Raw genomic sequence first — 20642 nt, forward strand, 5'->3', positions numbered from 1 at the left:
TTGTTCCCCCCCCCTACCAATTGGGTCGTCGGCAGCTATGCGGCTGAGGCCGATGCTGCTGTGCGGGAGCTGATGCCGGCCAGCACGGCTTCGGCCTGCGCCACGTGCCGCTGAATGTGCACCACCAGAAACTCCAGCTGGTCGGTCAGGCGCAGCAAAATCAGCGGAAACAACGGGTTGGGAATGCGCACGGCGTTGGCGTTCACCTGCCGGGCTAGCAGCACCAGGCGCAGCAACTCGTCAATCTGCCGGCTAAACACTTCCGCCACGGTGCGCGGCAGGCGCGTACCGGTGGGGGCGTAGCGCCGGGGCGAGGTGCGCGGCTTCTCGCTGGCCGGGGTGCGCATGGCTTCAATAAATTTCCGCCCAATAAATCCCTGCTTGGCTTCGGCGGCGGGCTTCGAGCCGCGCGCCTGGGCCCGCTTGATGCGGGCCGCAATGGTGGGCAGATAATGCCCGCCCACAATGTTGAGATGCTCCAGGCATTGGCCGGCGCTCCAGCGGCCCGTGCCCGGGCGGCGGTTCAATTCATCGGCGCTTAGCGGCCGGAAACGCTGCTGGGCCACCACGCGCAACTTCAGCAGGTCGAAGGTGAGCTGGTCGAAGAAGTCGGAGGTGGCACGGACGGCGGTGGGCATATCTGCTAAGGCTAACGGATGATAAACATACACCGAAGCGGCCAATGTTGCGCGCCATCGAAGTCAGAAGAACCGTCTAATCACCCGAAGGAAGGTATCTTGCCGGTATGGTGAAACACAGTTTTTGGTACGCGAGTGCCGCACTAGCCCTGTTGATGACGGTGCCGGCTCACGGGCAGGCGGTACCCAACCCCGGCGAGCGAGTCGAAAGCCTGGTTACGTTTGGGGCCCAGTCGGACAAGCAGTGGGGCGACGACGACTTCACCCAAACTTTCTTCTTTCTCGTTCCGGAGCGGCAGCGCTCCCCGGTGTACATCCGCGTGTGAGGCCCCGACTGCGGCGGCAAAAACGACGACCTAAAAGGCGCTGCCACCACCACCACCTCGTTCAGCCTTTACGGCGGGCCCGGCACCTTTAGTGGCCCGCAGGCCCGCGACCCGCGCCCTACCAACCCCGTGCCCACCGGCCGCCTGCTCAAAAGCCAGGCCTTTGGCAACGAGCCGCAGTACGATGGCAAGTGGTACACCTTCGGCCCGCTCAACCCGCTCGAAGGCGAGCCGGTGGACGAATTTAAGGGGCGCGTATTTAAGCTGGTTGCCCGCGGCCTTACGGGTAACGACGGCAACCTCTACCGTTATTTTTTCAGTACCAGCCCCACCGAAAATGTGTCGGTTGAGGGCAGCAACGCCTTCACTTACGAGTACTGCTTCCGGCTGCCGGCCACGGCCAGCAAAACCACCGTGCACCTCTACCCTTTTGTGAACGACAAAGTACTGAGCATCAAGCAAAGCAATTTTGACGTGGACAATGCGGCGACGCTCAACGTGTTCAGCGTTGCCAAAAATGGCCAGCCCGGAGCCATGAGCGGCGACGGTGAATGAACCAGCAGCGTTTTCCCTATTGCCAACAAAGAGCATGGCCTCAGCCTCGATTTCCGCCTTACCTCTACCAAGTCTGCACCCAACGACCTGGTTTTCTACGTGACCGACCAGTATGATACGGCCCTCCCCTTCTTCGCCATTCCGCTAGGCGGCCGCCCCCGTTACCAATATGATATCGGGGTAAAAATCCACCGCTAGTTTTATATGGCGTAATACACGAAACATCCCGCTGAATGCAGCCTAAGGCTGCATTCAGCGGGATGTTTCATTAGAGTACATTGCTCCTGCTACTCATCCCGCCCTTCGTTGCGTCGGGGCGCACCGTGGTCGGCCGTGTTGTCTTCGCTGGATGCGCGGTTTTCTTCGCGAGCAGCTTCGCCGTAGTTAGCATCCCGGTCTTCGCGGCGCTGGTCGCCGGCAGCGGGCGAGCCGACGTTGCTACCGGGCTTGCTGTCATCGTAGGCATCATTATATGAGCCTCCACGCGAGCCAATGCCTTGGGCGACATCGCCGTTGTTGGCCTCCCGCTGGGTGTAGCCGTTGCGGTCGTCGCCGGTCTGGAAATCAGGAGCCTCATTGGGCAGGTTGCTATAGCCTTCGCTGTCAGCGGGCTCGGTGGGGCGCACTTCGGTAGTGGCGGCAGGCGCCGTAGCCCGGCCTTGGCTGTCGGTGTTGCTGGGCGTGGGCAGGTAGTCCTCGGTTTGGTTGCGCTGCTCGGCCACCGGCTGGGCCGATGAGCCGCCACCGGCACCAGGTAGTGAAGTGTGGCCGTAATCGTCCGCGAAGCCACTATCGGGGCCTTTGCGCGAGCCATTATCAACCTGATGGGCGCTGGCAGCGTCGGCCCGGTCGGGCTGGTTGCGGTTGTCGCCGGTTGGGCTGCCAAGCGCGCCGCGTTGGGCTGCAGGAGCAGCTGCTGGTTCGCCACCATCGGGCAGCGGCGCGGTGCCCCGCTCAAAGCCGTATTGGGTGCGCGGGTCGGGCCGCTCGTCGTGGCCATCGTAGGCCCGGTAAGCATTGTCCTGCACGCCCGGGGCACCGGGGCCGCCGTAGTACTGGTCTTCGGCCGAGTTGCGGGGCTCGTAGTCGGCTATTCGGTTCTGGTTGCCGAAACCACCATGAGTGGTCCCATTTGTGCTTTCTACGCCGAATTCGCCGCGGTCAGCGTCGCTGTCCTGGTTGTCGCGGCGGCGCTGGTCGTTGTAGCTGCCCTGGGTGCTGTTGCTGAAGTTGCCGCCATAAGTTGCGCCGGGCGCAGCACTGGCCGGGTCCACATCGGCAGGGTTAACTTCTTTATTCTCCTGGACCTGGCCCTCCCCATCAATTCCGCCCTCGCCCGGGCTGGTTTCGGAAGCAGCCAGCGACTCGCTCGATACGGGTGCCGCTGCCTGGCCGGCACTGCCGGGCTGGTTGGGAGCACCGCCGGGCTGGCCAACCCCGGCGCCGGGTGCTGTATGCTGGGTAGCCGTGTTGCCCACCGGCCCGTCGATGCGGTTACCGGCAATGTCGTTCGATTCAGTGTTCAGGTTTTCGGGCTCGTGCTGCATGGCGAAGGATAAGGCTGCGTAAGGGGTAAGTTGGCAGGCTAACTGCCTTTTGGCTATACGCGCCCCTGGCTGGCTGGTTGGCCGGGCGCGGGCGTCTGGCTACCCAATGCCGCTGGTTCGCCGCCCAGATTTTACCTTTGCTGCGCCGCAACTAATTATTCCCGCTCTCAATAGCCCTGTCGGGCTGTTATTAAGTAGGTGTGGCGGCGTTTCATTATCAACACTCTCCCCACTATGCTCACCGGTACCGTTAAGTTCTACAACGACTCTAAAGGCTTCGGCTTCATCGTTGCCGACGATAATCAGGAAGAAATATTCGTCCACCAAACCGGCCTTATCCACGAAATTCAGGAAGGCGACCGGGTGGAATTCGACATCAAAGAGGGCAAAAAAGGCCCGAATGCCGTCAAAGTCACGCGCATCCAATAGCAAGGCTCACTACCTATTGGTAGCACTGCCAGAATTGCTTCGTTTCGCTTTGTTATTAATGAACGGCTCCAAAAAGCAACCGGCCGGTTCCGCAGTGTGCGGAACCGGCCGGTTGCTTTTTATCAAAAACCTTACTGCTCGCTACTTCTTGTTAGCATCAACATGTTTGGCCACGCGTACCCCCACAGCCATCAGGCCGGGTAGCTGGTCTTGGCGCATGTACTGCTCCAGGGTAAGGGTGTAGCTGCCAGCCTTGGCAAAGCGCTGGTTGGGCATGGCCAAAGCCTGCAGGTCGTAGATGTCGCCGGTTCCTTTGCCCTTGGGCTCGCCGGTTTTGGGGTCGAGCAGCAGCATCTGGTGCAGCATGGGCCGTCCCACCGGTCCGCCCGGCCCATTCAGCGAAGCCTGCAGATACAGGTTGTAGTAACTATAGGCCGAAGCATACCGCACGCTGAAATACACATCGTACCGGGCGGTTGTATCGGCAATAGCGAAAGTAAAAGCTGGCTTCTGCTGCACGTCCCAGGAGTAGTTGGGGAAGTCGGTGTTTTGCTCAAATACCTGGTTGGGGTCGCAGGCCGTGAGCAGGCCCGCGAACACCAGGCCAATGGTCAAACAAGAAGCAATGCGCTGATTCATGCGGTTATTCTAATAAGCAACAAACGAGCTGATGGGCCTAGGCCCCCGCTGCGGGCGGAGCTCCAGCAGGGGCGCCACCCTCGCCAGCCGGGCCACGGCCACTGCGCCGGTTGCGGCCGCCACGGCCTTCGCGTGGGGTGCCAGCCTCGGGCCGGCGCTCGCCGCCCTCACCACGACGTGGGCGGGCTTCGCCGCCTTCGGCTGCAGGGCGCGGAGTGGCACTGCCGTCATCGGCCCGGCGGGGGGCATCGCTCCGGCGATTACGGCCTCCTTCGGGGCGGCCTTCGCCACCTGCTTCCGGAGCAGGGGCGGCACCATCGCGCGGGGCATCGCTGCGGCTACGACCACCCCGGCGGTTTAAGGGGCGGGCAGCAGCCCCCCGACGGCCGCGCTGCTCCGGCAAATCGCCCAGGGCGGGCACCGGGTTGTCGGGGTCGCCGGGGCCGGGACTGGTCATTTGCTCGGGTGGGCGGGGGCCGCCAGGGGCAGCGCCAACGGGGCGGCGACCGTCGCGCGGAGCGCGGGGCTCGCGGGCCGGGCGGCCTTCGCGGGACTCACGCGGGGCACGCGCTTCGGCAGGAGCAGCCCCGGGCTCGCGGGGGGTACGGGGCTCGCGGCCCTCACGCGGGGCGCGGGCTTCGGCAGGAGCGGCTTCGCCCTCGGCGCGGCCCTTTTTGCGCTTGCTGCGTTTGGCGCTCGACTTGATTTTGTCGTCGAGGCGGTCGAGCGAGCCTTCCACGATGGCCGATACTTCAGGCTCGGGCGCTTCCTCACGAGGGGGCAGTAGGCTTTCAATTACCTCGCCGCGCTTGTTCATCTCCAGCAGCTCGCGCACGCGAGCCGTGTCAAGCATCACCCAGTTGTTGTCGCCTTTGAAGGCAAACCACATGCGGCGGCGGAAAATGTCGGTTTTCTGCAGAAAGGCTTCGCCCTTGCTGGTTTTCAGCGGACGCTGCACCTGCGGAATGTCTTTCAGCGCATCCAGGTACGCATCCAGCTCATAGTTGAGGCAGCACTTGAGACGGCCGCACTGGCCGGCCAGCTTCTGCGGGTTCAAGCTCAGATTCTGGTAGCGGGCGGCCGTGGTGCTTACGGTTTTGAAGTCCGTGAGCCAGGTCGAGCAGCACAGTTCACGCCCGCAGATGCCGATACCGCCAATGCGGCCCGCCTCCTGCCGCAACGAAATCTGGCGCATTTCCACGCGCACCCGAAACTCATCGGCCAAGCGGCGAATAAGCTCGCGAAAATCCACGCGGTCGTCGGCTGAATAATAGAATAGCGCGCGGGTGCGGTCGGCCTGGTACTCCACGTCCGAGAGTTTCATGCGCAGGCGCAGCTCGTTTACCATGGCCCGGGCCCGGAACATAGTGCCGGTTTCGAGGTCGCGCACGGCCTGCCACCGCTCCTCGTCGTCGGGCGTGGCCACGCGGAGGATGTTGCGGATTTCCTTCGAGTCGGTCGGGATTTTCTTTTTGCGCATTTGCAGCCGCACGAGTTCGCCCTTGAGCGAAACATGGCCCAGGTGCCAGCCGCTACCGGCGGCATCCACCACCACGGCATCGCCCGTCACGAGGGGCAGGCGCAAGTCGTTGCGCATAAACTCCTTGCGGCCACCCTTAAAGCGCACCTCTACTAGGTCGAAACCGGCAAACGAGTCGGGTATCTCCACATCCTGGAGCCAATCGAAGACGTTCATGCGGTTGCAACCGCCGGTGCTACAGCCACCGTTTGATTTGCAGCCGCCCGGCTTAGTGCCGCAGCCGCCGCTGGAAGAACAGGTTGAACAAGCCACTAGTCAGATACTTATATAGTTGAGCGAAAAGCAGATTTTCGCGAAAATTCGGTTATTAGCAAAGATACACAATAAGGACAGGGAGCTTCAGGCCATCGGGGGTCCTCGCCGCGCGCGGCTCTTCGAGCGCACATGCAACCTGCGTTTAAGGAAACAACCATCATTGCTAATTGGGTCCTGGCAGCTAACCTATGCGATAGGCTAGTGCTCCATCCTTAAACCGATTTCATTATTCTAATAGTTTATTATACTGCCACTTACAAAATTTTGGCATTTATGATAAATTTTAAGCTCAAAAAATGCTGTTTTTAATGCCAAGCAGCCTCTTTTTTATACAATTCGCAAAATATCGGGCTATTTACAGTGCTTGTTTGCAATTTTACTGCCGCTATATTCGTGCATTCCTCACCAAACAAATACCAGAAAAACCCTATGAAAAATTTCAAACTCCTCCCTTTCCTTGCCCTCGCCGCCGCGACTCTATCCCTCTCGTCGTGCAGCAAAAAAGAAGAAACCCCCGTTGCTGCTGCACCTGTTTCGCAGGATGCAATGGCTCAAATCAAAGCCTTGGGTTTCAGCACCCAGGATGCTAAAAAAGTTGACGGCGGCTACGTAGTGGAAGGCGACATGCTGCTGACCGACGAGCTACTGGCCAGCGCCCCCGGCTACGCTACCCTCCGCATCGGCCAAGATGAGCAGTACCGCACCACTAACCTGGTAGGCTACCTGCCGCGTACGCTCACAGTGAGCATCAGCAGCTCGTTCAACTCATATTACGTGTCGGCTATCGACGAGGCAATCCGTCGCTACAACGCAGAAGGCCTGCGGCTTAATTTCCGCCGCGTTAGCAGTGGCGCCCAGATGCCCGTTAAGTATTCATCTGACCTTGGCCCGGGCGTACTCGGCCAGTCGGGTGGCTTCCCCAGCGGCGGCAACCCTGCTCCTGGCTTCACGCTGGTTCCAAACGTCATCAACAGCACGAACGTGAACTACATCGCTACCATCATGGCTCACGAGATGGGTCACTGCATCGGCATGCGCCACACCGACTACTACAACCGTGCTTATAGCTGCGGTGGTAGCTACTCCAACGAAGGTGCTAGCAGCGTAGGCGCTATCCTCATCCCCGGCACGCCTTCGTCGGCCGAGCCGAGCTCCTGGATGCTGGCTTGCGTAGGCAACGGCGTAAACCGTCCCTTCACCACCAACGACCGCACTGCCCTGAACTACATCTACTAGCTTTCGCTAGTAGCACAAACAAAAAGCCCCGGCTCTCACGAGCCGGGGCTTTTTGTTTGTGCTTACCCCCTGCCACGGTGCTTCGCTGCTAACTGGCCTTGGCGTTAGCAGCGAAGGACCGTAAGTTATAGCAGCGAATTTTCGGGGTGGGTGCACAGTCCGCGCTGCTGAACATTGCTGTGCGGCTACTCCGACACTGCCTGCAGCAAACGGCAATAGCCAGCAGACTAAGTAGTCGAGCAAAAGTAATTCGGCATCGGCGCGGTCCGACCGCCCTAGGCGGTCTGACCGGTTGAAGCACCTCGAGTTTTGCGCTGACGACAACCGGTCGGACCGCCTAGGGCGGTCGGACCGGGCCGGACGATGACCTGATTACTTCTGCTCGATTACTTAAAAGGGCCTTACCTCGTTTGCGCGAGTCGAAACAGACCGGTGCAAACACGGTAAAGCCCTTTGCAAGCGTCGGGAAGCTAAACGCCATGCAGATAATTAGTTACTGTATCACAACCCGAATAACCTGCTGTGCTTGGCCTTCGGCTTGCACCCGCAGCAAATACACGCCGGGGCGAAGGCCAGTTGTTTCAAGCTGATTGATTTGGCCATCAAATGTGGTCGCACGTTGGAACCGGCCCAGCATATCGTAGAGCTGCACCCTAACCGAACCGGCCGTATTGGCTACCAGCTGCAGGGGTTGCCCGGCCGTTACCGGGTTGGGGTACGCCTGCGTGAGGCCGGCCCGCAGCAGGAAAACCTCTTCTGTACCGCTATAGAATTGTTGGCCGGCAAGGTTCTCGAGGCGTACGCGGTAGAGGTAGCGAGCAGCAGCAGGCGGCTCATCGGTAAACATAAAGCGGGTGCTGCTAACCGGGCTGATTGTTTGGACAGCCTCAAAGGTGCCATCGGGCCGCTGACGCTCCAGGGTAGCCGATTTCAGTCGGTATACCGTACCCAAAATCACATCGAACCGGATGGTTTCATCGACCAGCTGGCGGGGCAGAAAAGAGCGAAAGTAGCACGCGGTGCCCTGCGTGGTGTAGTTGATGGTGGTGCCCGGCTGGCCCACGCGCCCGCCCACTATGGGAGCCACGGCGTAGTAGATTGTCGGCAATTGGGCGCGCCCAAGTACCAGGGACGTATCGGCCGTTTGCGTGAGGGGCTCCAGGTAAGTGGCGCCCAACTGGTACACCTGGTAGCGGGCCACCCCCGGAATGCGCGGCCAGTACAGCAGAGCCTCATCGGGACAGGCGTAGCCGACCTGTAGCCCGGGAGCACGCACAATGGCAAACGTATCGGAGGCATACTCGCTGCCAGTACTTACCAGCCGTAGCTGCGCCAGCGTAGCAGTATCGGGTACAACCCAGGTGGTGCGGTTGGTGGCTAAGGGAACCGACGCACTCAGCACGCGCCAGCTGGAGCGGCCCACGGGGCGGTAATCGAGGCGGGCAGTAGCAGTGGCGGGGCCGCTCCACTGCCAGCGCAGGGTGGCAGTCGTGCCGGGCCGCAGGTTATCGGGCCGAGCCGGGTAAGTCCAGGTGAGGCCCGGCGGGCTGTATTCGTAGACCAGGCTGAACGCCTGAGCTCCCTGCGGCACGGCGAAACCCCGCACGTGCAACTCGTAAGTGCCGGCGGCGGGCAGCGCCAGGGTAATTTGCTCGGCGTTGTTGAGGTGGTCGGGACGGCGGCGAGCGGGGCGAGCCAGCGAGTCGGCGTTCGGGTAGGCGCTCAGGGCCCAGGGCAGCCAGCGCTGGCCCGTGCCCACGGCCACCAGTTCCAGGTCGAGGTCGTTTACGAGGGCAGTGGCCGCATTGGCAGCGGCAGCAGGGTCGCTCCAAACCAGCGTGGCTTTCAGCTGCTGCTGGCCGGCGGGCATCGTGATGCGGAAAACCTGGTCGCCCCCCTGTGAAGCGGTGCCGCCGAAGAAGCGACCAGCGCGCATGGTATTCACGGCTCCGAGCGCATCAAGCTGCCCGAAACCGCTGAGGAAGTCGACTTCGGGTGTACCCAGGTCGTCGGCGCTGTTCAGGAGCACGGCTTTCACAAGGGCAGCGGGTGGCAAGGTGCCCGCGTGCTGGTCGCGGTATTGTTGCTGCAGCAGGATGCCGGTGCCCGACACCAGCGCAGTCGATTCGGAAGTGCCACCCTCGCCGTAGGCCACCAGCTCGGGCTTGACGCGACCGTCGTAAGCGGGCCCGCGCGAGCTGAGCGCGCCCACTTGCCCATTCGGGTCGGTCGCACCTACCGTGAGCGTGTTCTTCGACATTTTGAATTGCCCGGTGACGTTGGCAAACCGGGCAATGCCTTTGTAACTACCGCTGGAGCTGGCCTGCGTGCCTACGTTGCCGGCCGAAAACACGTGCAGCAGCAGCGGAAACTGCTGCGTGTGCTGGTCATACGCCTGCGCTTCAAGACCATAATAGTTCTCTATGCTTCCGGGACCATACGAGTGGTTTTGCACCGACACGCCCGCTTGGGTGAGTTGCGTGCCATTGTTGGGGAAGAAGTCAGGATAGCCGATAGTTGTCAGCCGCACGGCCCGGGCCACGCCCCGCCCTAACGGGTCGGAGTTGCCGGCCCCGCCCAACAGCGTAGCCGTAACCATGGCGTGGCTGGAATAAGGCTTGGCAAACGCACCCGGGTTTACCACGCGGCCTTTAAAGTCAATGTCGTCGGGGTCGAAAGGATTCTCTCTTACAGAGGCAGTGAGGCCCTGTCCGGTGAGTTCGGGAAAGCGGGCGTGCACCGTTGAGATGGCATTCACCGAGAGGTCGGAATTGCCGAGGCGGCTTTCATCGTGAGCGCGGCGCTCGGCCACATCCACGAATTCTACGCCCGGCGCGGCGGCCAGCTGCGCCGCCGTGAAGCCGGTCACGGAGAGGGTGCGGGCATCGGCCCCCGGCTGGGTTAGCTGCGCGGCGGGCTGGTGCTGCCTAGCCCACTGCCGGAAGGCCGGGCCGTCGGCCACGCGCACGCGTAGCGGGCGGGCCTGCTGGTCTGCCGCAGCTTGCAATGCGGGGGCCATTTTCGTTACTGCCGAGCGAGCAGCCGGGGCTTGTGCCTGGAGTAGCTGCGGCAGCAAGAGCCCCAGCAGCAAGGCACAAATGTTATGGTTTGGCATCTTTGAATTAGCTATTGCCTTACGCCGACTTTGCATCATGCACTTCATATTATGCGGATGGGAAATCCGCCTCGAACGCCCTGGTCAAAGGTAAAACAATGTGTGGCTGTCCTCGCCACGCCGGGCTGCTTGGTTTGCCTGGCGAAGTCACCAAGCACCTGTTAGTCACGATGCTTATACGTGCGGGGCTCATTGCTTCCGGGGCCCGCACCAGCCAACGTGCCCACCACGCCTGCCGGCGTAATTCTACGGATGCGATGATTTCCGGCATCGGCTACGTACACGGTACCGGTCACATCTACTGCGATGCCAACCGGACTGTTGAAACGCGCCGCCGCGCCAGTCCCATTGCGGTTGCCTTCGGTGTGCGCAATGCCGGCCCACGTGCTTACCTCACCGGCTGGACTAATCCGACGGATGGTGTTATTTCCCGTATCGGCTACATACACCGTACCAGCGGCATCAACGGCTACATCCGTGGGGCCAACGAAGTATGCTGCTGCCCCAATCCCGTCGTCATTACCGGAGATGCCTTTATAACCAGCCAGGGTACCGACTCTTCCCGCCGGGCTAATCTTACGGATGGTATTGTCGCCCGTATCGGCTACATACACAGTGCCCGCAGCATCCACGGCCACCCCGGCGGGGCCATAGAATCTGGCTTTTTTTCCAGTATCGTAGGTGCTGTCGGCAATGGCAATGCGGGACTGCCAAGTTCCGATACCCATAAAAATCTCGGAAATGATGGCTCCGCTGGTACCGGCTACCCCGGCAAAGCCCAGCAAAAGGAGGGCGGGTATTCTTTGCATGATGGACAAGTAACGGCAAGGCCTGTTCAAATATAGCTACCCTTCCGTCCCTGAGTCATACGCACGCGCCAACGCAAAACGCCCCGACCAAACCGGCCGGGGCGTTTCATTCAGCAGTTCCAAGCCGCTACAGCTTCGGCGGTTTCGTGCCGGCCGTGCCGGGAGCGGCGGCCTCAATCACGTCGAAGCCATAGTCGCCGAGGATGGCGGGGTTGGCGCTGTGCTTGGCCAGCAGAACGTCGCGCGAGCGGCGGTCGAGGTCGGTGAAAGTGGCCAGGTGCGGGTCGCGCTGGCCATAGAGGCTTTTCAGCTCCTTCTCCAGGGTTTCGATGCGGGCCTGGGTGGCCGCGGCTGCTTCTACGTCGGGCCCCAGCTCGTCCCAGGTGGGCGAATCGAGGATGACGAGCGGCGACTTGTTCCCCAGTTTCTGGTGCTGGGCGTAGACGAGGCCGGTGAGCTTCATCAGCTCGCCGGGATTGGTGGGAATAACAACGCGCGGTTTGCGAGCCATGATAGATAGGAGCTTAAGGGAATGTGAAACTCAAGCACCTAAATAGTAACGCGCTTCTATCATCCTATTATGCGGGTTGCCAAAACCATTTTGAGAGTCCAATTTTCCCAAAATGGATTCCTTTTTGGGAAAATCGAACTCCAACTTGTTGTAATTGAATCCGGATTCGCCAAAAAGGAACCCGATTCAGCATAATTGAGCGCCAATGTGCCGGAATGGAACTCCAATGTGCCCGAATGGAACTCCGATTCAGCAGAATCGAGCGTTAATGTGCCAGAATGAAACCCTGATTTGCCAGAAATGAGCTCACATGCGCCAACCCGAAACTTGAATTCGTCAAACTTTAATTCAGCTTTGCCGAAATCTGGTTACCGCAAAGTAAACCGGAGCTCCGGCGAGCCGGGCGGGACTTACTCGCCGGGCTTCAGCACCACCTTCACGCAGCCGTCCTTTTTGTGGCGGAAGATGTCGTAGCCGTGCGGGGCCTGCGAAAGCGGCAGGCGGTGGGTAATGATGTCGTCGAGCTTCACATCGCCGTTCGCCACGTGCTGCAGCAGCTTGTCGATGTGCTTGTGGGCGGGTGCCTGCCCGGCCTGCATGATGATGCCCTTGTCGAAGAGCTGGTGGATGGGGAAGTTGTCGAACGGCGAAGAATATACGCCCAGCACCGAAACGAAGCCGCCGCGGCGCACGGCGCTCATGCAAGCCAGCAGCACTTTGTCGGAGCCTTTTTCGAGGTTGGCCACGGCCTTGGCGCGGTCGAGCAGGTTGCGGTCGGGCTCAAAGCCCACGGCCTCCACGCACACATCGGCGCCGTAGCCGCCGCTCATGCTCCGAATTTCGTCGACTACCTGCTTGTTGCTTTCCCAGAGAATGCCTTCGGCCTTGGCCGCTTTCTTCGCCATGTCGAGGCGGTACTGCTGGGTATCGACGATGATGACGCGCTTGGCGCCGCGCAACCACGCCGATTTGGCCGCCATAATGCCCACCGGGCCCGCCCCGAAAATGGCCACCGTTTCGCCGCCCTTCACCCCGGCCCAGTCGATGCCGGAGTAACCGGTGGGGAAGATGTCGGTGAGAAACAGGACCTGCTCATCGGTCAGGTTATCGGGCACTTTGCGGGGGCCGTTGTTGGCGTAGGGCACGCGCACGTACTCCGCCTGGCCGCCGTCGTAGCCCCCGTAGAGGCTGGTGTAGCCGAACAGGGCCCCGCCTTTTTCGGTCATCAGGCCGCCCTCGGGGCCGTAGTGGTCGGGGTTGGAGTTTTCGCAGTGGCCCGGCAATTCGTGGTTGCAAAACAGGCAGTGGCCGCACGCCACCGGAAAGGGCACCACTACCCGGTCGCCGCGCTTGAGGTTGGTGACGCCTTTGCCCACTTCTTCCACAATGCCCATGAACTCGTGGCCCAGCGTTTGGGGCGTGGGCTGCGGAATGCTGCCGTTGTAAATGTGCAGGTCGGACCCGCAAATGGCCGTGCTGGTGACGCGGATGATGGCATCGCGCGACTCGTGGATTTCGGGGTCGTCAACGGTATCGACCCGGACATCACGGGGGCCGTGAATTCGGAGAGCTTTCATAAGGCTGGGGTGAAGCAGTGGAAATGACTTCCTTTCCTAACGGCCCCATTTTCCGGCAGGTTACCTGGGAGCAATTGCTCAGCTAACGAGCCTCGTCCGTACTGCTATTATTGTAGCTGATATACTGTTACTCCCATTGGTGTAAAAATATACGCGTGGCTTTCGCCCACCAATACTTGACGCACCGCGCCGGGTTCAACGCCGGCGGGTAAGGCTACACGCCGCTCGGTCAGGTTGTAGAGGTGGAAGAAGCGAATAGCGCCAGCTTCGAGGAAGTACAGCTCGTCGCCCCGAAACCCAACCATGCTCAGCCCCGGGAAGGGCAGTTTCTTCTTATAATTTCCGAGGTTGTCGAACACGTACACACCCGTGCTGCGGTCTACGAGGTAGATGTTGTTCTGGTACTGCCGAATGAACCGAAAGTCGGGCCGTGAGCGGCCAATAAGCAAATCCAACGGCGTATTCTGCACCGCGCGCAAGGTATTGGGGTCGAACTCGCGCAACGTGAGCGTGCTCTCATCGAGCAGCCAGATGTTGTTGTCGGGGGCCAGCGTGGCCACGCGCACCGTGCCGTCGAGCACATCGCCCAGCCGCACCTCGCTGATGGGCGTTAGGAACCTGTCGAGCAGTACCAGCTGCTGCCGGTCGTCGTTGAAAATGAGCGTGCTGGTCACGTTCCACGCCTCTACCTGCGCCGCGTGGCCGGGTTGAGCGGGCGCGTACGTATTCAGCAGAAGGCCCTCGGGGCCGTACTGGCGCAGGTTGTTGTCTGCATCGGCTACGTACAGCGCCCCGCGCCGGTCGAGCGATGCCGCGCCGGAATTGGGCAGCTTGATGACACGCAGCAGTTTCCAGGCAGCCACCGTGGGCGCACCCGTTGCATCAAGCGGCGGTTGAAGAGCCGGCTGCACAGGAGCTACCGTTTGCTTAGAAGCCGGCGCCGATGAGGCGGCGGATGGCACGGTGGTTTGGGCCCGGGCGTGGGCAGCAAGCAGCAGGAAGAGCATGATGTAGAGACGCGACCCATCGCGTCTCCGGGACCGCACCGTACGGTGCCTCTGGAGCGGTCCCGGAGACGCGATGGGTCGCGTCTCTACACTTTCCCTACTGCTCAAAATGCCGCAAGGCCAGCTCGTTGCCATCATACACGCCGTAGCTGCAATAATTGACCCACTCCCCCAGGTTCACGTAGCGGCTGCCGGGGCGCACCTCCACATCCAGCGGCAGGTGGCGGTGGCCAAATACGTAGTAGTCGTGGTGGTGCTGGGCTTCCACCTCGCGGCAGTATTGCAGCAGCCACTCCTCGTCGCCGAAATACTTGCTGTCTTCTTTGCCAGACTGCATGCGGCTGCGGCGGCTCCATGTGTTGGCCAGGCCAATGCCGAAGTTGGGGTGCAGCCGCGCAAAGAGCCACTGCGCCACGCCGGAGGTGAACACCTGCTTCAGGGCTTTGTAGCTGTAGTCTTTCGGCCCCAGGCCGTCGCCGTGCCCGATATGGAACATCTTGTCGCCGATGCGCTGGCTCACCTCCTGCCGCAGCACCGGAATCCCCATTTCCTGGGTGAAGTAGCCGAACATCCACATGTCGTGGTTGCCGGTGAAGATGGTAATGGGCAGGCCGCCATCGGTCAGCTCGGCCAGCTTGCCCTGCAAGCGGCTGAAACCCCGTGGTATGGCGTGCTTGTACTCAAACCAAAAATCGAAGATGTCGCCCAGCAGGTAAATGGCGGCCGCGTCCTTGGCGGCCTCATCCAGCCAGCGCACAATGCGCTTTTCCCGCGCCAGTGAGGACGCGGCATCCGGTGCTCCGAGGTGGAAGTCAGAGGCAAAATAGACCCGCTTACCAGGCGGCAGAATAACATCGGAAAGCAAATGGGGCGACTTCATTCAGTTTAATAGAGGAATGAAGAATGAAGAATGAAGATTTGAAAGGGTGAGCGTTAACCACTCATTTTTCATTCCTCATTCTTCATTCTTAATTAAGCGTAGCGTCTTCTTCTTCCAGCAAGAACAGCGCAATGCGGCGTGGGCCGTGCGCGCCCAGCACGAGGGTTTTTTCGATGTCGGCCGTGCGGCTGGGGCCACTGGTGAGCGACACCATTGAGGGCATAGCAGCACCGTAGCGCTCCTGCATCACGCGCAGGGCATCGCCGATTTCGGCCACCACCTGGCTGGGTCGAGCCAGCACCAGGTGCTGGTCGGGGTAGATGCTCAGCCGCCGCCCGCTGCCGGTGGCGGCCGAAACCAGCACGCTGCCGGTGCGGGCCACCAGCACCTCGCACGAAGTCAGGCTGAGGTCGGCGTTGGCAATGAAATCATCTTCTTGGGCGCGAAAGGCTACGCCGGCGGCCTGCAGCACGGCCTGCAAATCGGGCTCCCACACGTAAGGCGCACCCACCTGCTGCCGCTCGCGGAAAGCCGCCAGCTGTGTAGCCAAATCCACCAGGGTTTCGCAGTAATGAAACTCGCCCCCAATCTGCTGGAACCGCTCGGCAAAGGCTACCACCACGTCGGAGTTGCTTAGGGGCGGGTGCACGGGGGCCGCAAAGTCAGGACGGGGCGGCAGCGGAGCCGGGCCAGCCGCCAGGCCCTGGCGGATGCGGGCCAGCACGGCATCGCGGGAAGATTCAGACATAACACAAAAGTAAGGACATAAAAAAAGCCAGCCCCGCGAAAGGGCTGGCTTCTCGTAGCGCGAACTTTCCAGTTCGCGTCTCAGAACGATAATCGTGGAGGCGGCGGGAGACGTGAACTGAAAGTCGCGCTACTAGCCGGCAACTGCGCTGCCGCTGGCAGTGGGCGCTTCGTTGTTGCGGTTATCGTCGAGGCCGGGCAGGTTCAGGTCGGGCAGGTCGCTGCCGAGTTTACCGCCCGCGGCCTGTTCGCCTTTCACCTCCGAAGCGGTTTCGCTACGGTCGGTGCCCGCCATGTGGGCCTGGTAGTTGGTCTGGTTGTCGAAGGGGCGCTTTCCTACGAGGCGGGTCAGGTCTTCCTGTTGCAGCACCTCTTTCTCCAGTAGCTCTTTGGCTACTACCTCCAGTTCGTGGCGGCGCTCGGTCAGGAGTTCCTTGGTACGAGTGTAGGCATTTTCGATAATGGTGCGGACTTCCTCGTCAATTACCTGCGAGGTTGCTTCCGAGTAAGGCTTCGAGAAGCCGTATTCGTTCTGTCCTTTCGAATCGTAGAACGACACGTTGCCGAGCTTGGCATTCATGCCATACATCGTCACCATGGAATAGGCCATCTTGGTGATGCGCTCCAGGTCGCTCAACGCGCCGGTCGAAATCTTTCCGAACACCAGTTCCTCGGCGGCGCGGCCACCCAGAGCCATGCACATTTCGTCGGTCAACTGCTCGGTATTGTAGAGGAATTGCTCCTTGGGCAGGTACTGGGCGTAACCCAGAGCCGCCACCCCACGGGGTACAATGCTCACCTTCACCAGCGGGTCGACGTGCTCGAGGAACCAGCCCGCGATGGCATGGCCGGCCTCGTGGTAGGCCACTATGCGCTTCTCGCCGGGCGAGATGATTTTGTTCTTCTTCTCCAAACCGCCAATCACGCGGTCGATGGCATCGGTGAAGTCTTGGTCGGTGATGAATTTCTTGTCGCGGCGGGCGGCAATAAGGGCCGCCTCGTTGCAGACGTTGGCAATTTCTGCGCCGGCAAAGCCGGGAGTCTGGGCCGAAAGGCGCTTGGCATCCACATCGGGGCCCAGCGTCAGCGGCTTCAGGTGCACATTAAAAATCTGGGTACGGCCGTTGATGTCCGGCTTATCGATGCTGATTTGACGGTCGAAACGGCCGGGACGCAGCAGGGCCGAGTCAAGGGTATCGGGACGGTTGGTAGCGGCTAGAATAATAACGCCGGAGTCGGTACCGAAACCGTCCATTTCCACCAGCAGCGAGTTCAGGGTGTTTTCGCGCTCGTCGTTACCGCCGGGCATCGAGCCCTTGCTACGCGAGCGGCCCACGGCGTCAATCTCGTCAATGAAGATGATGCACGGAGCTTTAGCCTTGGCCTGCTTGAACAGGTCCCGTACCCGCGCCGCGCCGACGCCCACAAACATCTCGACGAAATCGGAACCCGAAAGCGAGAAGAACGGCACGTCAGCTTCGCCAGCTACCGCTTTAGCCAACAAGGTCTTACCGGTACCGGGAGGACCCACCAGCAGCGCACCCTTGGGAATTTTGCCGCCGAGGATGGTGAATTTGCCGGGGTTCTTGAGGAATTCCACAATCTCCTGCACTTCCTCCTTGGCCTCTTCGAGCCCGGCCACGTCTTTAAAGGTGATTTTCACCTTATCGCCGCCCTCAAACAGCGCCGCTTTACTCTTGCCGATGCTGAAAATCTGGCCACCGGGGCCACTGGCGCTACCCATGCGGCGCATCAGGAACCAGAATCCGACAATCATCAACACAATGAAGCCGTAGGTACCGATGTAATCGCCGGGACTCGACCGCTCCTCAATGTTGAGGGGCAGGCGTTGCGCGGCAGGCACGTCTTTTTGCAGCGCATCCAGGTTTTCCTGGAACAGCTTGGCGTCCACTACCGGGAAGTAGAACTGCGAGCCAACGCCATCGCCGCCAAAGGGCGAGCGACGGGTAAGTTCCTGTTTGTATTTGGCGCGGCCCGCTTCTTTTAGCGTTACCTCCACCACTTTCTGGTTGCTGATGATGGTAACGGCCTGCACTTCGCCAGCCGCCAGCATGCCTTCGAAGCGTTGCTGGTTGATTTTGGCGGGTGAGTTCATGTTGTTGACCACCATCACTCCGAAAAGGAATATCAGCAAGCCGGCCAGCACCCACAACTGCAAACCCGGACGCGGGTTGGGCACCGGGGCCAGGGGCTTCTTCTTTTTGTTGTTATTCAGATTTTTATCCGACATGAAAATAGTTACTTAAAACCGAGGATAGGTAGAAGCAAAACACCGCGCCGAAAACAAATGTTCGGCAAAAACGAAGACGCAATGGGTACGGGTTTATTTTACTTTGTGGCAGTAAAAAGAACGTCATGCAGAGCGCAGCGAAGCATCTCGCTGGTGGAAGTAACTCAATCGTTCAGCGATTTTGATTACTGCGACACGCGAGATGCTTCGCTGCGCTCTGCATGACGTTCTTTAATCAGTACGATGCATCAGGGCGCCGCTAACTATGCCGGCTCCGATTCGATGTAGCTGATATCAGCATCGCCCCACAGCTCTTCGAGGGCGTAGAACTTGCGGCGGTCGCGCAGAAAAACGTGTACCACTACGTCGACATAGTCGAGCAGCACCCACTCACGGTTGGTGCGGCCTTCGGTTTGCCAAGGGCTTTCGCCGGTTACTTTTTCGATTTCCTCTTCTACCGAGCGGGCTACGGCATCAAGCTGCGTGTCGGAGTTAGCCGAGCAGATGATGAAATAATCGGCAACCGCATTTTTTAATTCCTTCAGATTCAGGACCACGATGTCGGACGCCTTTTTGTCCTGCATGCCGCGAACGACCAAATCTGCCAATGTGTCCGAATCCTGACGGACCAACGTACTTTTCATATTGTCTTGTTATGTGTGAGCTTTACAGCTGAAAGTCTACGAAGTTAACGATACGCGCAAGAAGGCTGTGGTTGTCACCCCTCAAACCCTATTTACGGGCCAACAAATGTTATGGCTGCCGGCCTGCGCCTCGACCAATTCGGAGGCTCAAACCATGATTCTCCAAAACCGGGCCAGCGAAGGCTGCACCGTCATAACGGACTTTCAGACCGCCGGCCGGGGCCAGCGGGGCAACCAGTGGCAAGGCGCGCCCGCCGAAAACCTGATGCTGTCGGTGGTGTGGCAGCCAACGTTTCTGGCCGCCACCGAACAGTTTCGCCTCAGCCAGGCCGTGGCGTTGGGCGTGCACGACTGGGCCACGGCCCTGCTCGGCCCCGACCCGCTGCTAAAGCTGAAGTGGCCCAACGACCTCTATTACGGCAACCAGAAGCTGGGGGGCATCCTGATTGAGAACAGCCTGAGCGGGCCAAGAATTCAATATAGCATCGTCGGCATTGGCCTGAACATTAACCAGCAGGAGCTGGCGCTGCCCACGGCCACTTCGTTTGCGCGGCTTACCGGCCGGGCCTACGACCGCGCCACCCTGGCGGCTCGCCTGCTGGAGTGCCTGGAGCGGCGCTACCTGCAGCTGCGGGCCGGGCAGGTGGGCACCCTGCGGCGCGACTACCTGCAGGCCCTGTACCGTTACCAGGAAACGCACCCCTTCATCATCGACGGAAAAACCGTGGACGGCCAGATTGTTGGGGTGGAGGACGACGGGCGGCTGGCCGTGGCCATTGGCAACGAGCTGCGCCGGTTTGGCCTGCAGGAAATTCGGCACGCCTAGCAACCAAAACGGCGGGCGGCGCATCAAGGGAGTGGCCCAAGGCAGTGGCCCAAGGGAAATATGGAGGATTGCGAATAAAAAATATTCCCCGAGACAACCGTTTTGGTCAATGGTGCGAGTTAGCAATGCCACCAGTATTTAACTTTTGCGCCCTGTTGCAGTCTATCAAACTGAAAGGCAGCTGCTGGTGTTAGCTGACAGCCTGGCACGCTGCAACCCGGCACGGTGCTTGTAAATCTTTAACACAGCAATTTCTCCTCTTCACCATCACTCCTTCCGCTTTAACTATGCAACTCTTTACTCGTTCGATGGTTGCGTTGGCCCTGCTGGTTTTGTCGCTGGCGCCCACGCTGGCTGCCAACATCACCATTCTGGTCGGCGACAATTTCTACCATGGTCCCGGCAATACCACGCAGGACCGCGACATCCGCACCATTAATGTGGGCGATGTGGTGACGTGGAGCTACGTTGGGCAGCTCAGCCACCCAACCGCGTCGGATAATGGGGCCTGGGCCACGTTCCAGATGAACCAAAGCAACACCACTTTTATGCGGACGTTCAGCACGCCGGGCACCTTCGCGTACCACTGCACGGCGCATGGTGCACCGGGAATAGGCCAATACGGTGTTCTGACTGTGGCAGGTACGGCCACGGCCACGCTCGATGCCCGCGCCGCCGGCGTGGAACTGAATGTATACCCCAACCCCTCGCGCGGACAGGTAACGGTGCAGCTCAACCAGAAAGCCGGTGCCGACTACAAGCTGCGCCTGAGCAACATCATCGGCCAGGAAGTGCGCACGGTGGCCCTGCGGCCCGAACTGACGGCCACGGGTCTGCCCCTCGACCTGGGTGATTTGCACGCCGGCGTGTATTTCTACAGCCTGCTGGTAGATGGCCGGGTGACCACTACCAAGCGCCTCGTGCTGCAGAACTAGCCGAGCACGACTTAATGATTTGACAAAAAGCAGCCTCGGGCTGCTTTTTGTGTTTCTAGCCCGAATTGACAGTTGGTGGCGCGGTGCAACGGTGCATTGCCTACTTTTGCCTTTTCACCAATACGCCTGCTTCTTGTTCCGGCCGCGTTCTGTACCCACACGGCCGGGTATTTGT

General features: G+C 60.3%; 19 protein-coding genes. 6 read left to right on the top strand and 13 right to left on the bottom strand.

All coding sequences use genetic code 11. The annotated features are described in order from the left end of the window. Positions 1-35 precede the first annotated feature (35 nt). Positions 36-638 carry a DinB family protein gene (locus ABD837_RS15505; protein WP_345056274.1) on the bottom strand — a complete coding sequence of 201 codons (603 nt, stop codon included), beginning with the start codon at positions 636-638 and terminating at the stop codon, positions 36-38. Positions 639-745: 107 nt separating this feature from the next. Here ABD837_RS15505 and ABD837_RS15510 point away from each other — a divergent pair, with 107 nt between their 5' ends. Together ABD837_RS15510 and ABD837_RS15515 are read left to right on the top strand one after the other, a co-directional pair. Further along, complete coding sequence (locus ABD837_RS15510; protein WP_345056276.1) at positions 746-964, top strand: hypothetical protein; 219 nt, start codon at positions 746-748, stop codon at positions 962-964. Between the two features lie 129 nt (positions 965-1093). Next, on the top strand, positions 1094-1519 hold the full coding sequence (locus ABD837_RS15515; protein WP_345056278.1) for a hypothetical protein: 426 nt from the start codon (positions 1094-1096) through the stop codon (positions 1517-1519). Between the two features lie 287 nt (positions 1520-1806). Here ABD837_RS15515 and ABD837_RS15520 read toward each other — a convergent pair whose 3' ends face one another. Beyond that, positions 1807-3066: a hypothetical protein gene (locus tag ABD837_RS15520; RefSeq protein ID WP_345056280.1), complete on the bottom strand. Its 1260-nt coding sequence runs from the start codon at positions 3064-3066 to the stop codon at positions 1807-1809. A 234-nt stretch (positions 3067-3300) separates the two neighbouring features. On the opposite strand from ABD837_RS15520, the gene ABD837_RS15525 reads away from it, so the two are divergent. Then, complete coding sequence (locus tag ABD837_RS15525) at positions 3301-3495, top strand: cold-shock protein (protein ID WP_345056282.1); 195 nt, start codon at positions 3301-3303, stop codon at positions 3493-3495. Positions 3496-3636: 141 nt separating this feature from the next. Here ABD837_RS15525 and ABD837_RS15530 read toward each other — a convergent pair whose 3' ends face one another. Both ABD837_RS15530 and ABD837_RS15535 read right to left on the bottom strand, forming a co-directional pair. After that, positions 3637-4134 (bottom strand): gliding motility lipoprotein GldH, encoded by a 498-nt coding sequence (locus ABD837_RS15530; RefSeq protein WP_345056284.1) that lies wholly within the window; start codon positions 4132-4134, stop codon positions 3637-3639. A 37-nt stretch (positions 4135-4171) separates the two neighbouring features. Next, entirely contained in the window at positions 4172-5830 is a 1659-nt protein-coding gene (locus ABD837_RS15535; RefSeq protein ID WP_345056286.1) for a PSP1 domain-containing protein, read from the bottom strand. 528 nt (positions 5831-6358) lie between these two features. On the opposite strand from ABD837_RS15535, the gene ABD837_RS15540 reads away from it, so the two are divergent. Further along, entirely contained in the window at positions 6359-7165 is an 807-nt protein-coding gene (locus tag ABD837_RS15540; RefSeq protein WP_345056289.1) for a M57 family metalloprotease, read from the top strand. A 493-nt stretch (positions 7166-7658) separates the two neighbouring features. Here ABD837_RS15540 and ABD837_RS15545 read toward each other — a convergent pair whose 3' ends face one another. The 9 genes from ABD837_RS15545 to rsfS all read right to left on the bottom strand — a co-directional run bounded on the left by ABD837_RS15545 (position 7659) and on the right by rsfS (position 18706). After that, complete coding sequence (locus ABD837_RS15545; RefSeq protein ID WP_345056291.1) at positions 7659-10280, bottom strand: S8 family peptidase; 2622 nt, start codon at positions 10278-10280, stop codon at positions 7659-7661. A 161-nt stretch (positions 10281-10441) separates the two neighbouring features. Further along, positions 10442-11089 (bottom strand): NHL repeat-containing protein, encoded by a 648-nt coding sequence (locus tag ABD837_RS15550; RefSeq protein WP_345056293.1) that lies wholly within the window; start codon positions 11087-11089, stop codon positions 10442-10444. Between the two features lie 127 nt (positions 11090-11216). Then, the gene (locus ABD837_RS15555; protein WP_345056295.1) at positions 11217-11600 is read right to left on the bottom strand and encodes a hypothetical protein; all 384 of its coding nucleotides are present in this window, start codon (positions 11598-11600) and stop codon (positions 11217-11219) included. A 410-nt stretch (positions 11601-12010) separates the two neighbouring features. Further along, positions 12011-13177, bottom strand: a complete 1167-nt coding sequence (locus tag ABD837_RS15560; RefSeq protein WP_345056297.1) for a zinc-dependent alcohol dehydrogenase — start codon at positions 13175-13177, stop codon at positions 12011-12013. 107 nt (positions 13178-13284) lie between these two features. Further along, positions 13285-14184 carry a hypothetical protein gene (locus ABD837_RS15565; RefSeq protein WP_345056299.1) on the bottom strand — a complete coding sequence of 300 codons (900 nt, stop codon included), beginning with the start codon at positions 14182-14184 and terminating at the stop codon, positions 13285-13287. Positions 14185-14281: 97 nt separating this feature from the next. Then, positions 14282-15064 (bottom strand): UDP-2,3-diacylglucosamine diphosphatase, encoded by a 783-nt coding sequence (locus ABD837_RS15570; RefSeq protein ID WP_345056301.1) that lies wholly within the window; start codon positions 15062-15064, stop codon positions 14282-14284. Between the two features lie 88 nt (positions 15065-15152). Next, positions 15153-15812 (bottom strand): LutC/YkgG family protein, encoded by a 660-nt coding sequence (locus ABD837_RS15575; RefSeq protein WP_345056303.1) that lies wholly within the window; start codon positions 15810-15812, stop codon positions 15153-15155. A 132-nt stretch (positions 15813-15944) separates the two neighbouring features. Continuing rightward, positions 15945-18062 (bottom strand): ATP-dependent zinc metalloprotease FtsH, encoded by a 2118-nt coding sequence (gene ftsH, locus ABD837_RS15580; protein ID WP_345056306.1) that lies wholly within the window; start codon positions 18060-18062, stop codon positions 15945-15947. A 263-nt stretch (positions 18063-18325) separates the two neighbouring features. Continuing rightward, on the bottom strand, positions 18326-18706 hold the full coding sequence (gene rsfS, locus ABD837_RS15585) for a ribosome silencing factor (protein WP_345056308.1): 381 nt from the start codon (positions 18704-18706) through the stop codon (positions 18326-18328). A gap of 106 nt (positions 18707-18812) precedes the next feature. On the opposite strand from rsfS, the gene ABD837_RS15590 reads away from it, so the two are divergent. Then, the gene (locus ABD837_RS15590) at positions 18813-19532 is read left to right on the top strand and encodes a biotin--[acetyl-CoA-carboxylase] ligase (RefSeq protein ID WP_345056310.1); all 720 of its coding nucleotides are present in this window, start codon (positions 18813-18815) and stop codon (positions 19530-19532) included. 287 nt (positions 19533-19819) lie between these two features. Continuing rightward, entirely contained in the window at positions 19820-20467 is a 648-nt protein-coding gene (locus ABD837_RS15595; protein WP_345056312.1) for a T9SS type A sorting domain-containing protein, read from the top strand. Positions 20468-20642 lie beyond the last annotated feature (175 nt).

The sequence above is a fragment of the Hymenobacter glaciei genome (genome assembly GCF_039539585.1).
GTDB lineage: Bacteria > Bacteroidota > Bacteroidia > Cytophagales > Hymenobacteraceae > Hymenobacter > Hymenobacter glaciei.

Bases quoted from the DNA above. Each gene is read 5' to 3' on its own strand.
- ABD837_RS15555 (WP_345056295.1), bottom strand. From the start codon at position 11,600: ATGGCTCGCAAACCGCGCGTTGTTATTCCCACCAATCCCGGCGAGCTG.
- ABD837_RS15565 (WP_345056299.1), bottom strand. From the start codon at position 14,184: ATGCTCTTCCTGCTGCTTGCTGCCCACGCCCGGGCCCAAACCACCGTG.
- ABD837_RS15520 (WP_345056280.1), bottom strand. From the start codon at position 3,066: ATGCAGCACGAGCCCGAAAACCTGAACACTGAATCGAACGACATTGCC.
- ftsH (WP_345056306.1), bottom strand. From the start codon at position 18,062: ATGTCGGATAAAAATCTGAATAACAACAAAAAGAAGAAGCCCCTGGCC.
- ABD837_RS15595 (WP_345056312.1), top strand. From the start codon at position 19,820: ATGCAACTCTTTACTCGTTCGATGGTTGCGTTGGCCCTGCTGGTTTTG.
- ABD837_RS15510 (WP_345056276.1), top strand. From the start codon at position 746: ATGGTGAAACACAGTTTTTGGTACGCGAGTGCCGCACTAGCCCTGTTG.
- ABD837_RS15525 (WP_345056282.1), top strand. From the start codon at position 3,301: ATGCTCACCGGTACCGTTAAGTTCTACAACGACTCTAAAGGCTTCGGC.
- ABD837_RS15550 (WP_345056293.1), bottom strand. From the start codon at position 11,089: ATGCAAAGAATACCCGCCCTCCTTTTGCTGGGCTTTGCCGGGGTAGCC.
- ABD837_RS15505 (WP_345056274.1), bottom strand. From the start codon at position 638: ATGCCCACCGCCGTCCGTGCCACCTCCGACTTCTTCGACCAGCTCACC.
- ABD837_RS15575 (WP_345056303.1), bottom strand. From the start codon at position 15,812: ATGTCTGAATCTTCCCGCGATGCCGTGCTGGCCCGCATCCGCCAGGGC.
- ABD837_RS15590 (WP_345056310.1), top strand. From the start codon at position 18,813: ATGTTATGGCTGCCGGCCTGCGCCTCGACCAATTCGGAGGCTCAAACC.
- ABD837_RS15570 (WP_345056301.1), bottom strand. From the start codon at position 15,064: ATGAAGTCGCCCCATTTGCTTTCCGATGTTATTCTGCCGCCTGGTAAG.
- rsfS (WP_345056308.1), bottom strand. From the start codon at position 18,706: ATGAAAAGTACGTTGGTCCGTCAGGATTCGGACACATTGGCAGATTTG.
- ABD837_RS15560 (WP_345056297.1), bottom strand. From the start codon at position 13,177: ATGAAAGCTCTCCGAATTCACGGCCCCCGTGATGTCCGGGTCGATACC.
- ABD837_RS15535 (WP_345056286.1), bottom strand. From the start codon at position 5,830: ATGAACGTCTTCGATTGGCTCCAGGATGTGGAGATACCCGACTCGTTT.
- ABD837_RS15530 (WP_345056284.1), bottom strand. From the start codon at position 4,134: ATGAATCAGCGCATTGCTTCTTGTTTGACCATTGGCCTGGTGTTCGCG.
- ABD837_RS15545 (WP_345056291.1), bottom strand. From the start codon at position 10,280: ATGCCAAACCATAACATTTGTGCCTTGCTGCTGGGGCTCTTGCTGCCG.
- ABD837_RS15540 (WP_345056289.1), top strand. From the start codon at position 6,359: ATGAAAAATTTCAAACTCCTCCCTTTCCTTGCCCTCGCCGCCGCGACT.